We start from the raw sequence: 13,461 nt of genomic DNA, 5'->3' as shown, positions 1-13,461 counted from the left end.
AAGGCGGCCGCCACACGCCTTTCTTCAACAACTACCGCCCCCAGTTCTACTTCCGCACGACGGACGTGACGGGTGCGATCGAGTTGCCAGAAGGCAAGGAAATGGTCATGCCAGGCGATAACGTGTCGATCACCGTCAAGCTGATCAACCCGATCGCCATGGAAGAAGGCCTGCGTTTCGCCATCCGCGAAGGCGGCAAGACCGTCGGCGCCGGCGTCGTTGCCAAGATCATTGCGTAAATTTGCAAGGTTTGATGGAGGGGTATAGCTCAATTGGCAGAGCGTCGGTCTCCAAAACCGAAGGTTGTAGGTTCGATTCCTACTGCCCCTGCCACCTGATGGTTGATGTGTATCAGCGTTGAGGGTGGTTTGAAAAGTTAAAAAGCAAGCCCGCCGGGAGTCAAAAACTCCAGGTGGGCTTAAGCGTCTGGAAAGACGCCCGAAGATTGAACAGGAAATCCGCCAACCATGGCCACTTCTCAAGTTGAAACCGTCAGTACCAGTGCCGACAAGGCCAAGCTGGGCGCGGCCGTTGCTCTGGTGCTGGCCTCCCTGGTGGGCTTTTACCTGCTGGCCAAGCAAGGCCAGGTGGTCCAGTGGGCTGCCCTGATCGCCGGGCTGGTGGCGGCCGTAGCGGTGTTCATGCTGTCCGAGCCGGGCAAGCAGTTCGTGGCCTTCGGCCGCGATTCCTGGCGCGAAGTCAAAAAAGTCGTCTGGCCGGCCCGCAGGGAGGCCATCCAGATGACGGCTTATGTGTTCGGTTTCGTGGTGATCATGGCGCTGTTTTTGTGGTTTACGGACAAGACGCTCGAATGGGTGTTTTACGACCTGCTCTTGGGATGGAAACGATAATGAGCGATCTGAATGGCACGGTAGTCAGCGAAGTGGCGGCGGGTACGTCCCTCACGCCGACGCCAGGCATGCAGTGGTATGTCGTCCATGCCTATTCCGGCATGGAAAAAGCGGTCGAGCGCAACATCGTCGAACGCATCAACCGCGCGGGCATGCAGTCCAAGTTCGGCCGTTTCCTGGTGCCCACCGAAGAAGTGGTCGAAATCAAGAACGGCCAGAAGAAAACGACGGAACGCCGCTTCTTTCCTGGTTACGTCCTGGTCGAAATGGTCATGGACGATGAAACCTGGCACCTGGTGAAGCACACCAACAAGGTTACCGGTTTTGTCGGCGGCGCCAAGAACCGCCCGGCCCCGATTTCCGAGGAAGACGTCCAGAAGATCGTCAGCCAGATGCAGGTCGGCACCGAGAAGCCGCGGCACAAGGTGGAGTTCGAAACCGGCGAATACGTGCGCGTCAAGGACGGCCCGTTCACCGACTTCAACGGCACGGTGGAAGAGGTCAACTACGACAAGAACAAGGTGCGTGTGTCGGTCACGATTTTCGGCCGCGCCACACCGGTGGAACTGGAATTCAGCCAGATCGAAAAAACGTAATTTCGGTCCGGCATTCAATTTCGCGCCTTGCAACTCGGCGCGAAACGGTCCTCAGGGACTGTTTTTGAGTTGTGTAACCCCCGGGGAGCCCGGGCCCGCCTTGATGGCGGCGTCCAGGCGTTATGACCCGCAAGGAGAAAAGTATGGCGAAAAAAATCGTCGGCTTTATCAAGCTGCAAGTGCCAGCTGGTAAGGCTAACCCGTCCCCCCCGATCGGCCCTGCGCTCGGTCAGCGTGGCCTGAACATCATGGAATTCTGCAAGGCATTCAATGCGCAGACCCAGGGTGTCGAGCCCGGCCTGCCGCTGCCTGTGGTGATCACGGCATTTGCCGACAAGAGTTTCACCTTCGTCATCAAGACGCCTCCCGCAGGCGTCCTGATCAAGAAGGCCATCAAGCTCGACAAGGGTTCTGCCACGCCGCACACGGTGAAGGTGGGCAAGATCTCCCGCGCACAGCTGGAAGAAATCGCCAAGACCAAAATGAAAGACATGACGGCTGCTGACCTCGACGCCGCAGTTCGTACTATTGCCGGCACGGCCCGTTCCATGGGTGTGTCGGTGGAGGGTGTTGTATGAGCAAGCTGACCAAGCGCCAAAAAACCATCGGCGACAAAATCGACAGCAACAAGCTGTACGCGCTGCCTGAGGCCCTGGGCCTTGTGAAAGAGTTCGCCGTCGCCAAATTCGATGAGTCCATCGATGTGGCCGTGCAGCTCGGCATCGACGCCAAGAAGTCCGACCAGGTCGTTCGCGGCGCGGTTGTGCTGCCTAACGGCACCGGCAAGACCAAGCGCGTGGCCGTGTTTGCGCAAGGCGCCAAGGCTGAAGAAGCCAAGGCCGCCGGCGCCGACATCGTCGGCATGGACGATTTGGCCGCCGAAATCAAGGCGGGCAAGATGGACTTCGACGTCGTGATCGCTTCCCCCGATGCCATGCGTATCGTGGGTACCCTGGGTCAGGTGCTCGGCCCCCGCGGCCTGATGCCCAATCCCAAGGTTGGTACCGTCACGCCGGACGTCGCCCAGGCTGTGCGCAACGCAAAAGCCGGCCAGGTCCAGTTCCGCGTCGACAAGGCCGGTATCGTGCACGGCACCATCGGCCGCCGCTCGTTCGACACCGACAAGCTGCAGGGCAACCTGGCTGCGTTGATCGATGCGCTGCAAAAGGCCAAGCCGGCTTCGAGCAAGGGTGTGTATTTGAAGAAAGTGGCGGTTTCGTCCACGATGGGTGTGGGCGTTCGCGTCGACACGCAAACCATCGCAGCGTAATCGCGAAAATTTGAGCAACCCGCAAGGGCTGCTCAATGTGGTGGGCTGCCGGGGTTCGCTCCGGCAGGTCATCCAAGACCGTTGGCGCGACAGGCTTTTTGGGCTTGCCGCTTAATCGAAAGACAGCCAACGCAGATGGCGGTCCCGCTGCTTGAATGGTTTTGCAAAGAATCTGAAAACAGTTGGTCGCTGAACATGAGCGTGTTGAAGGGCAGACAGCCGGCGCAAGCAGGCTTACACCCGACGGCACATTTTTAAGGAGTAGACCTTGAGTCTCAACCGCAGTGAGAAACAAGCCGTCATTGATGAAGTGACTGGCCTCGCCGCTAAAGCTCAAACGCTCGTGATGGCGGAATACCGTGGTATCACGGTCGCTGACATGACCCGTCTGCGCAGCCAAGCCCGCGACAAAGGCGTGACCCTGAGTGTTCTGAAGAACACCCTGGCTCGCCGCGCAGTGGCCGGCAGTGCATTCGAAGTCGTGTCCGACCAGATGACCGGTCCGCTGATCTACGGCTTTTCTACCGATGCAGTAGCTGCCGCGAAAGTGGTATCTGACTTCGCCAAGACCAACGACAAGCTGGTCATTCGCGGTGGTGCATTCGGTGGCAAGACCCTGGACGTGAACGGCGTGAAGCAACTGGCCAACATCCCTTCCAAGGAAGTGTTGCTGGCCCAGGTGTGTGGCTTGCTGATGTCCCCCATGTCGCGTACGGCCGTTGTGCTGGGCGCGCTGGCGGCGAAAAAGGGCGGCGGCGCAGCCGAAGCCCCTGCAGCAGCTGAACCTGTAGCAGCGTAATTACCCAACTTTTTTAGGAAATCAAAATGGCATTCGATAAAGACGCATTTTTGACCGCGCTGGATAGCATGACGGTCCTCGAACTCAACGAACTGGTGAAATCCATCGAAGAGAAATTTGGCGTGAGCGCTGCCGCAATGGCTGCTCCCGCTGCTGCCGGTGGCGGCGGTGCCGCTGCTGCCGCTGAAGAGAAGACCGACTTCAACGTCGTGCTGCTCGAAGCTGGCGCAAACAAGGTGTCGGTCATCAAGGCCGTGCGCGAAATCACCGGTCTGGGCCTGAAAGAAGCCAAGGACCTGGTCGACGGCGCCCCGAAGAACGTCAAGGAAGGCGCTCCAAAGGCCGACGCAGAAGCTGCGAAGAAGAAGCTCGAAGAAGCCGGCGCGAAAGTCGAACTCAAGTAATTCTTGGTGTTCGAGAAGGCTGGAAGACCGTAGTCGGGCTTCCAGCCTTTCGTGTTTCAAGGAGCACACCGAAAAGCAGACTTAACCGTCCTTTTCTCAGTGTTCTTCGAACACTGACGCAGGCTTACAGCCTGCCCAGTGTTTTGTAGAAACACTGGAAAGCAGACTTAAACCGTCTGCTTTCCAGTGTTTTCTGACCCCGACTGCAGAAAACGCCTTGGTTCGGGTGACGTGCAATGCGTCACCGTCCGCCATGGTTGGTAGTGGCCAACCACCAAGCTGCCTGAATACGTGGTGTATTCGGGCACGAGAGTCGCCAGAGCCCATCAACGCGGAGAACTCATGGCCTATTCCTACACCGAACGTAAACGCATCCGCAAAAGCTTCGGCAACCGCGAAAGCGTGTTGACTGTTCCCTATTTGCTGCAAATGCAGAAAGACGCGTACACAGCGTTCCTGCAAGCCGACCGTGCCCCCCAGAAGCGCACCATCGAAGGCCTGCAGGCAGCGTTTGACAACGCATTCCCCATCGTCTCGCACAATGGTTTTGTTGAGATGAAGTTCATCGAGTACAACCTGGCCAAGCCCGCCTTCGACGTGCGTGAGTGCCAGACCCGTGGACTCACATTCGCCTCGGCCGTGCGCGCCAAGGTGCAGCTGATCATTTATGACCGCGAATCATCCACGTCGCAGTCCAAGGTGGTCAAGGAAGTGAAAGAGCAAGAAGTCTACATGGGCGAAGTGCCCCTGATGACCGACAAGGGCTCCTTCGTGATCAACGGGACCGAACGCGTGATCGTGTCCCAGCTGCATCGCTCCCCCGGCGTGTTCTTTGAACACGACAAGGGCAAAACCCACAGTTCGGGCAAGCTGCTGTTCTCGGCTCGCATCATCCCCTACCGTGGTTCCTGGCTCGACTTCGAGTTCGACCCGAAGGACGTGCTGTACTTCCGCGTCGACCGCCGCCGCAAGATGCCGGTCACCATCCTGCTCAAGGCCATCGGCCTGAACCCGGAATCCATCCTCGCGAACTTCTTCGTGTTCGACAACTTCCGCCTGATGGACAGCGGCGCGCAGATGGAATTCGTCGCCGAGCGCATGCGCGGTGAAGTGGCCCGCTTCGACATCACCGACAAGAACGGCAAGGTCGTCGTCGCCAAGGACAAGCGCATCACGGTTCGCCACACCCGCGAACTCGAGCAAAGCAACACCACCACCATCAGCGTGCCGGAAGACTTCCTGGTCGGCCGCGTGGTCGCCAAGAACATCGTCGACGCCGAAACCGGTGAGATCATCGCCAAGGCCAACGACGAGCTGACCGAAGTGCTGCTGAAGAAGCTGCGCGTGGCCGGCGTGCAGGACCTGCAGGTGCTGTACACCAACGAACTCGACCAGGGCGCGTACATTTCGCAAACCCTGCGCGCCGATGAAACGGCCGACGAGTTCGCCGCCCGCGTCGCGATCTACCGCATGATGCGCCCCGGCGAGCCGCCGACGGAAGACGCGGTGCAGGCCCTGTTCCAGCGCCTGTTCTACAACCCGGACACCTACGACCTGTCGCGCGTGGGCCGCATGAAGTTCAACGCCCGCGTCGGCCGCGACTCTTCCACCGGTCCCATGGTCATGACCAACGAGGACATCTTGGCTGTCGTCAAGATCCTGGTCGACCTGCGCAACGGCAATGGCGAAGTCGATGACATCGACCACCTCGGCAACCGCCGCGTGCGTTGTGTCGGCGAACTCGCCGAGAACCAGTACCGCACCGGCCTGGCGCGTATCGAAAAGGCCGTGAAAGAGCGCCTCGGCCAGGCCGAGCAAGAGCCGCTGATGCCGCATGACCTGATCAACAGCAAGCCGATCTCCGCCGCCCTGAAGGAATTCTTCGGCGCATCGCAGCTGTCGCAGTTCATGGACCAGACCAACCCGCTGTCCGAGATCACCCACAAGCGCCGTGTTTCGGCCCTTGGCCCGGGCGGTTTGACCCGCGAACGCGCAGGTTTCGAAGTGCGCGACGTGCACGTGACCCATTACGGCCGCGTCTGCCCGATTGAAACGCCTGAAGGCCCGAACATCGGCCTGATCAACTCGCTGGCCTTGTACGCCCGCCTCAACGAGTACGGTTTCATCGAAACCCCGTACCGCCGTGTGGTGGACAGCAAGATCACCGACCAGATCGATTACCTGTCGGCCATCGAAGAAGGCAAGTACGTGATCGCCCAGGCCAATGCCCTGCTGGACGAGTCCGGCAAGCTGACCGGCGACCTGGTGTCCGCCCGTGAAAACGGCGAATCCGTGCTGGTCGGCGCAGAGCGCATCCAGTACATGGACGTGTCGCCCGCGCAGATCGTCTCGGTGGCGGCTTCGCTCGTGCCCTTCCTGGAACACGATGACGCCAACCGCGCGCTGATGGGCGCCAACATGCAGCGCCAGGCCGTTCCTGTGCTCCGCCCCGAGAAGGCCTTCGTCGGCACCGGCATCGAGCGCGTTTCCGCGGTCGACTCCGGCACCGTGGTGACGGCCAATCGTGGCGGTGTGGTCGATTACGTCGATGCCACCCGCATCGTGGTGCGCGTCAATGACGCGGAAGCCCTGGCCGGCGAAGTCGGTGTGGACATCTACAACCTGATCAAGTACCAGCGTTCCAACCAGAACACCAACATCCACCAGCGCCCCATCGTCAAGATGGGCGACAAGCTGGCCAAGGGTGACGTGATCGCCGACGGCGCATCGACGGACATCGGCGAACTGGCCCTGGGCCAGAATATGCTGGTGGCTTTCATGCCCTGGAACGGCTACAACTTCGAGGATTCGATCCTGATCTCCGAGCGCGTGGTGGCCGAAGACCGCTACACCTCGATTCATATCGAAGAACTCGTGGTGATGGCCCGCGATACCAAGCTGGGCTCCGAAGAAATCACGCGCGACATTCCCAACCTGTCCGAGCAGCAGCTCAACCGCCTTGACGAGTCCGGCATTATTTATGTCGGCGCTGAAGTCCAGCCGGGCGACACGCTGGTCGGCAAGGTTACGCCCAAGGGCGAGACCACGCTGACGCCGGAAGAAAAACTGCTGCGCGCCATCTTCGGCGAAAAAGCCAGCGACGTGAAAGACACCTCGCTGCGCGTGAGCCAGGGCTCGCAAGGCACCGTGATCGACGTGCAGGTCTTCACCCGTGAAGGCATTGTTCGCGACAAGCGCGCCCAGCAGATCATCGACGACGAACTCAAGCGTTTCCGCCTGGACCTGAACGACCAGCTGCGCATCGTGGAAGCCGACGCGTTCGACCGTATCGAAAAGATGCTGGTCGGCAAGGTCGCCAACGGCGGCCCGAAGAAACTCGCCAAGGGCAGCAAGATCGACAAGGCCTACCTGGCCGACGTCGAGAAGTACCACTGGTTCGACATCCGCCCGGCGGAAGACGACGTGGCTTCGCAGCTGGAAAGCGTCAAGAATGCCATGGAGCAGACGCGCCACAGCTTCGACCTGGCTTTCGAGGAAAAGCGCAAGAAGCTCACGCAGGGCGACGAACTGCCGGCCGGCGTGCTGAAGATGGTCAAGGTCTACCTGGCCGTCAAGCGCCGCCTGCAACCCGGCGACAAGATGGCCGGCCGCCACGGCAACAAGGGTGTGGTATCCAAGATCGTTCCGGTCGAAGACATGCCCTACATGGCCGACGGCACGCCGTGCGACATCGTGCTGAACCCGCTGGGCGTGCCTTCGCGCATGAACGTGGGCCAGGTGCTTGAAGTCCACCTGGGCTGGGCCGCCAAGGGCCTGGGCCAGCGTATCGGCGACATGCTGCAAGCCGAAGCCAAGGTGGCCGAGCTGCGCAAGTTCATGGACACGCTGTACAACAAGTCCGGCCGCACCGAGGACCTGGCCAAACTGTCGGATACCGACGTGCTCGAGATGGCCAGCAACCTGGCCACCGGCGTGCCTTTCGCGACGCCGGTGTTCGACGGTGCTTCGGAAGAAGACATCATGACCATGCTCAAGCTGGCTTACCCGGACGACATCGCCAAGGCCAAGGGCCTGACGGCGACGCGCACCCAGGCCCAGCTGTACGACGGACGCACGGGCGACCAGTTCGAGCGCACGACGACGGTCGGCTACATGCACGTCCTGAAACTTCACCATCTGGTGGACGACAAGATGCACGCCCGTTCGACCGGCCCCTACAGCCTGGTCACGCAGCAACCGCTGGGCGGCAAGGCTCAGTTCGGTGGACAGCGTTTCGGCGAGATGGAGGTCTGGGCGCTGGAAGCCTATGGTGCCGCCTACACGCTGCAGGAAATGCTCACCGTCAAGTCCGACGACGTGCAGGGCCGTACCAAGGTGTACGAGAGCATCGTCAAGGGCGAGCACGCGATCACGGCCGGCATGCCCGAGTCGTTCAACGTGCTGGTCAAGGAAATCCGTTCGCTCGGGATCGACATCGAGCTGGAACGCAGCTAATCAACAGGAAAGAAAAGGATTTAACTCATGAAATCATTACTCGACCTGTTCAAGCAATTCACGCCGGATGAGCATTTTGATGCCATCAAGATCGGCATGGCCTCGCCCGAGAAGATCCGTTCGTGGTCTTTCGGCGAAGTCAAGAAGCCTGAAACCATCAACTACCGCACCTTCAAGCCCGAGCGCGACGGTCTTTTTTGCGCCAAGATCTTTGGCCCCATCAAGGACTACGAATGCCTGTGCGGCAAGTACAAGCGCCTCAAGCACCGCGGCGTCATCTGCGAGAAGTGCGGCGTTGAAGTCACGCAGACCAAGGTCCGCCGCGAGCGCATGGGTCACATCGACCTGGCCGCACCGTGCGCGCACATCTGGTTCCTGAAGTCGCTGCCGTCGCGCCTGGGCCTGGTGCTCGACATGACGCTGCGCGACATCGAACGCGTGCTCTACTTTGAAGCATACGTGGTGACCGACCCCGGCATGACCCCGCTGAAGAAGTTCAGCATCATGTCGGAAGACGACTACGACGCCAAGCGCAAGGAATACGGTGACGAGTACACCGCCAAGATGGGCGCCGAAGGCATCAAGGACCTGCTCGAAGGGCTGGACCTCGACGTCGAAATCGACAAGCTGCGCAACGACCTGACCGGCTCCGAAATCAAGATCAAGAAAAACGCCAAGCGCTTGAAATTGATGGAAGCGTTCAAGAAGTCCGGCATCAAGCCGGGCTGGATGGTGCTCGACGTGCTGCCCGTGCTGCCGCCGGACCTGCGTCCGCTGGTGCCGCTGGACGGCGGCCGCTTTGCGACCTCCGACCTGAACGACCTGTATCGCCGCGTCATCAACCGCAACAGCCGCCTGCGCCGTTTGCTGGAACTGAAGGCTCCTGAAATCATCGCGCGCAACGAAAAGCGCATGCTGCAGGAAGCCGTCGATTCGCTGCTGGACAACGGTCGCCGCGGCAAGGCCATGACGGGCGCCAACAAGCGCGCGCTGAAGTCTCTCGCCGACATGATCAAGGGCAAGTCGGGCCGTTTCCGCCAGAACTTGCTGGGCAAACGCGTCGACTACTCCGGCCGTTCCGTGATCACCGTGGGCCCTACGCTCAAGCTGCACCAGTGCGGCCTGCCCAAGCTGATGGCCCTGGAGCTGTTCAAGCCTTTCATCTTTGCGCAGCTCGAAAGCCGTGGCATCGCCACGACCATCAAGGCGGCCAAGAAGGAAGTTGAATCCGGCACGCCGGTGGTCTGGGACATCCTGGAAGAGGTCATCAAGGAACACCCCGTGATGCTGAACCGTGCGCCCACGCTGCACCGCCTCGGCATCCAGGCCTTTGAGCCCATCCTGATCGAAGGCAAGGCTATCCAGCTGCACCCGCTCGTCTGCTCGGCCTTCAATGCCGACTTCGACGGCGACCAGATGGCCGTCCACGTACCGCTGTCGGTGGAAGCGCAGATGGAAGCCCGCACGCTGATGCTGGCTTCGAACAACATCCTGTTCCCCGCCAACGGCGAGCCCTCCATCGTTCCTTCGCAGGACGTTGTGCTGGGCCTGTACTACACGACCCGCGACCGTACCAACGGCAAGGGCGAAGGCCTGGTGTTCTCGGACACCGGCGAAGTCCGCCGCGCGTTCGACGCGGGTGAGCTCGACCTGAACGCCCGCATCAGCGTGCGCCTGACCGAGTACACCAAGGACAAAGCCACCGGCGAATTCGTGCCGTCGACCAAGCTGTGGGAAACCACCGGCGGCCGCGCGCTGCTGTCCGAGATCCTGCCCAAGGGCCTGCCTTTCTCCAACATCAACAAGGCGTTGAAGAAGAAGGAAATCTCCAAGCTCATCAACGTGTCTTTCCGCAAGTGCGGATTGAAAGAGACCGTGGTGTTCGCCGACAAGCTGCTGCAGTCGGGCTTCCGCCTGGCGACCAAGGCCGGCATCTCGATCTGCATCGACGACATGCTGATCCCCAAGGAAAAGCCGGCCATCATCGCGCGCGCGCAGAAGGAAGTCAAAGAGATCGAGCAGCAGTATGTCTCGGGCCTGGTGACCTCCGGCGAGCGTTACAACAAGGTGGTCGACATCTGGGGCAAGTCGGGCGACGAAGTGTCCAAGGTGATGATGGCCCAGCTCTCGAAAGAGAAGGTCATCGACCGCAACGGCAAGGAAGTCGAGCAGGAATCCTTCAATTCCATCTACATGATGGCCGACTCCGGCGCCCGCGGTTCCGCGGCGCAGATTCGCCAGGTCGCCGGTATGCGCGGTTTGATGGCCAAGCCTGACGGCTCCATCATCGAAACGCCGATTACCGCCAACTTCCGCGAAGGCCTGAACGTGCTGGAGTACTTCATCTCCACCCACGGCGCCCGTAAGGGCCTGGCTGACACTGCGCTGAAAACCGCCAACTCCGGCTACCTCACGCGCCGCCTGTGCGACGTGGTGCAGGATCTGGTGGTCACGCAAGACGACTGCGGCACGCAAGAAGGCTCGCTCATGCGCGCCATCGTGGAGGGGGGTGAAGTCATCGAATCGCTGCGCGACCGTATCCTCGGCCGCACCGCGGTGGAAGACGTGCTGCACCCCGAGAACCGCTCGGTCCTGGCCAAGGCCGGCGTCATGCTGGACGAAGACCTGATCGAAGAGCTCGAAGCGGCCGGCGTGGACGAAGTCAAGGTGCGCACGGCCCTGACCTGCGAAACCCGCTTCGGCCTGTGCGCCAAGTGCTACGGCCGCGACCTGGGCCGTGGCGGCCTGATCAACATCGGCGAAGCGGTCGGTATCATCGCCGCCCAGTCGATCGGCGAACCCGGCACCCAGCTGACGATGCGGACCTTCCACATCGGCGGCGCCGCATCGCGCGCAGCCATCGCCTCCAGCGTCGAAGCCAAGTCCAACGGCGTGATCGGTTTCAACGCACCGATGCGCTATGTGACCAACAGCAAGGGCGAGCTGGTTGTGATTGCCCGTTCCGGCGAGATCGTCATCCATGACGAGCATGGCCGCGAGCGCGAGCGCCACAAGGTGCCGTACGGCGCGATTCTGGCGGTGAAAGCCGACCAGACGATCAAGGCCGGCGCTATCCTGGCCAACTGGGACCCGCTGACACGCCCCATCATTACCGAGTTCGCCGGCAAGGTGGCCTTCGAGAATGTGGAAGAAGGCGTGACGGTTGCCAAGCAGGTTGACGATGTGACCGGCCTGTCCACCCTGGTGGTGATCGATCCGAAACGCCGCGGCGCCACGAAGGTGATCCGTCCGCAGGTCAAGCTGATCGACGCCGCCGGCCACGAAGTCAAGATCCCCGGCACCGATCACTCGGTGACCATCGGCTTCCAGGTGGGCGCGCTGGTTCAGGTGCGCGACGGCCAGGACGTGGGCCCCGGCGAAGTGCTGGCCCGTATCCCGATCGAAGGCCAGAAGACCCGCGACATTACCGGCGGTCTGCCGCGCGTTGCCGAGCTCTTTGAAGCCCGTACGCCGAAAGACAAGGGTACGCTGGCCGAGATGACCGGTACTGTGTCCTTCGGTAAAGAGACCAAAGGCAAGGTTCGCCTGCAGATCACCGATCCTGAAGGCAAGGTCTGGGAAGACCTGGTTCCCAAGGAAAAGAACATCCTGGTGCACGAAGGCCAGGTGGTCAACAAGGGCGAATCGATTGTGGACGGCCCGGCCGACCCGCAAGACATCCTGCGCCTGCTGGGCATGGAAGAGCTGGCCCGCTACATCGTCGACGAAGTGCAGGACGTTTACCGCCTGCAGGGCGTGAAGATCAACGACAAGCACATCGAAGTGATTGTTCGCCAGATGCTGCGCCGCGTAGTCGTTGAAAACGTGGGCGATTCCAGCTACATCGCCGGCGAGCAGGTCGAGCGTTCCGCCATGCTGGACGCCAACGACGCGCTGCGCGCCGACGGCAAGGTCCCGGCCACCTTCAGCAACCTGTTGCTCGGTATCACCAAGGCCTCGCTGTCGACCGATTCGTTCATCTCCGCGGCTTCCTTCCAGGAAACCACCCGCGTGCTCACCGAGGCTGCCATCATGGGCAAGCGCGACGAGCTGCGCGGCCTGAAAGAGAACGTGATCGTCGGCCGCCTGATCCCTGCCGGCACCGGCATGGCCTACCACGAGGCACGCAAGGCCAAGGACCAGATGGACGACGCCGAGCGCCGCGCCATCGCCGAAGCCGAAGCCGCCGAACTGGAGGCGATGCCCGCCGCGGCTGAAACCGGTGGTGGCGACAGCGCCGCTTCCGAGTAAGCCGGCTGACACGCTCCCGGCGCCATGAAAGGCGCCCGGCCCCACACCTGTAAAGGTGTGGGGCTTTTTTTTGGGCGCTTGCCGCGTGGCCGCCACACCGGGGAAAGGGCCGGCTTGCCGATCCGGCCCAAAAGCAGTTAACCTCGCGGCAGCCGCCGGCCGGGATCCTCTCCTGCCGGTGTTCTTCAGCATCAAGGAATCCCATGTCCCTCAGCACGCTTGTCGTCATCGTCGTGTTTGCCTTGCTGGTCTTCTGGGCCGTGGGCGCCTACAACCGGCTGGTCCGGCTCAAGAACATCATTGCCAATGCCTTCGGCCAGATCGACGTGCAGCTCAAGCGCCGCTATGACCTGATTCCCAACTTGGTGGAGGCCGCCAAGAAATACCTGCAGCATGAGCAAAGCACGCTGGAAGCCGTGACGCTGGCGCGCAACCAGGCGCGTAGCGCCAGTGATGCGGTGCGCAGCCGGCCCGCCAACGCCGTGGCCGTGACCGCGCTGGCTGTCGCCGAGCAGGCACTCGAAGGCAGCCTGGGCCGCCTCTTCGCCGTGGCCGAGGCCTACCCTGAACTCAAGGCCGACCAGACCATACGCGAACTCAGCGAAGAACTCACGAGCACCGAAAACAAGGTCGGCTTCGCGCGCCAGGCCTATAACGACGCCGTGCTGGATTACAACAACGCGCAGGGCCAATTCCCGGCCGTGCTGATCGCCCGGACTTTTGGTTTTGCACCTTCCGCCATGCTGCGCGCGACCGAGAGCGCGACTGAACGCCAGGCCGTGCGCATTCAGATGTAGTGGTCGCCAGATGGCTTGTTCCTCCCCGGCCCGCCGTT

General features: G+C 61.3%; 10 protein-coding genes and 1 tRNA gene. All 11 read left to right on the top strand.

Annotated features, from left to right (window positions below):
* The coding region (locus tag AC1D0O_RS19410; protein WP_477655120.1) for an EF-Tu C-terminal domain-related protein at window positions 1-239 on the top strand (239 nt) is incomplete at its 5' end.
* Between the two features lie 18 nt (window positions 240-257).
* Window positions 258-333: transfer RNA gene (locus tag AC1D0O_RS19405), tRNA-Trp, on the top strand.
* 134 nt (window positions 334-467) lie between these two features.
* Window positions 468-851, top strand: a complete 384-nt coding sequence (secE, locus tag AC1D0O_RS19400; RefSeq protein ID WP_477655119.1) for a preprotein translocase subunit SecE — start codon at window positions 468-470, stop codon at window positions 849-851.
* Window positions 852-919: 68 nt separating this feature from the next.
* On the top strand, window positions 920-1,447 hold the full coding sequence (gene nusG, locus AC1D0O_RS19395; RefSeq protein ID WP_228778638.1) for a transcription termination/antitermination protein NusG: 528 nt from the start codon (window positions 920-922) through the stop codon (window positions 1,445-1,447).
* Between the two features lie 143 nt (window positions 1,448-1,590).
* Window positions 1,591-2,025 (top strand): 50S ribosomal protein L11, encoded by a 435-nt coding sequence (gene rplK, locus AC1D0O_RS19390; protein ID WP_188708843.1) that lies wholly within the window; start codon window positions 1,591-1,593, stop codon window positions 2,023-2,025.
* A complete protein-coding gene (gene rplA / locus AC1D0O_RS19385) occupies window positions 2,022-2,717 on the top strand; it encodes a 50S ribosomal protein L1 (protein ID WP_341909990.1) in 696 nt (231 codons plus the stop codon). The genes rplK and rplA overlap by 4 nt, the downstream gene beginning before the upstream one ends.
* 268 nt (window positions 2,718-2,985) lie before the next feature.
* A complete protein-coding gene (gene rplJ / locus AC1D0O_RS19380) occupies window positions 2,986-3,516 on the top strand; it encodes a 50S ribosomal protein L10 (RefSeq protein ID WP_413331069.1) in 531 nt (176 codons plus the stop codon).
* Window positions 3,517-3,542: 26 nt separating this feature from the next.
* Window positions 3,543-3,920, top strand: coding sequence for a 50S ribosomal protein L7/L12 (rplL, locus tag AC1D0O_RS19375; protein ID WP_122955013.1), 378 nt, complete (start codon window positions 3,543-3,545; stop codon window positions 3,918-3,920).
* 342 nt (window positions 3,921-4,262) lie between these two features.
* Window positions 4,263-8,375 (top strand): DNA-directed RNA polymerase subunit beta, encoded by a 4,113-nt coding sequence (rpoB, locus tag AC1D0O_RS19370; protein ID WP_477655118.1) that lies wholly within the window; start codon window positions 4,263-4,265, stop codon window positions 8,373-8,375.
* Between the two features lie 27 nt (window positions 8,376-8,402).
* Window positions 8,403-12,626, top strand: a complete 4,224-nt coding sequence (gene rpoC / locus AC1D0O_RS19365) for a DNA-directed RNA polymerase subunit beta' (RefSeq protein ID WP_477655117.1) — start codon at window positions 8,403-8,405, stop codon at window positions 12,624-12,626.
* A gap of 203 nt (window positions 12,627-12,829) precedes the next feature.
* A complete protein-coding gene (locus tag AC1D0O_RS19360) occupies window positions 12,830-13,423 on the top strand; it encodes a LemA family protein (RefSeq protein ID WP_477655116.1) in 594 nt (197 codons plus the stop codon).
* Window positions 13,424-13,461: the final 38 nt, after the last annotated feature.

The sequence above is a fragment of the Polaromonas sp. P1_F2 genome (assembly GCF_056405735.1).
This window is presented reverse-complemented; position numbering and strand designations above follow the sequence as displayed.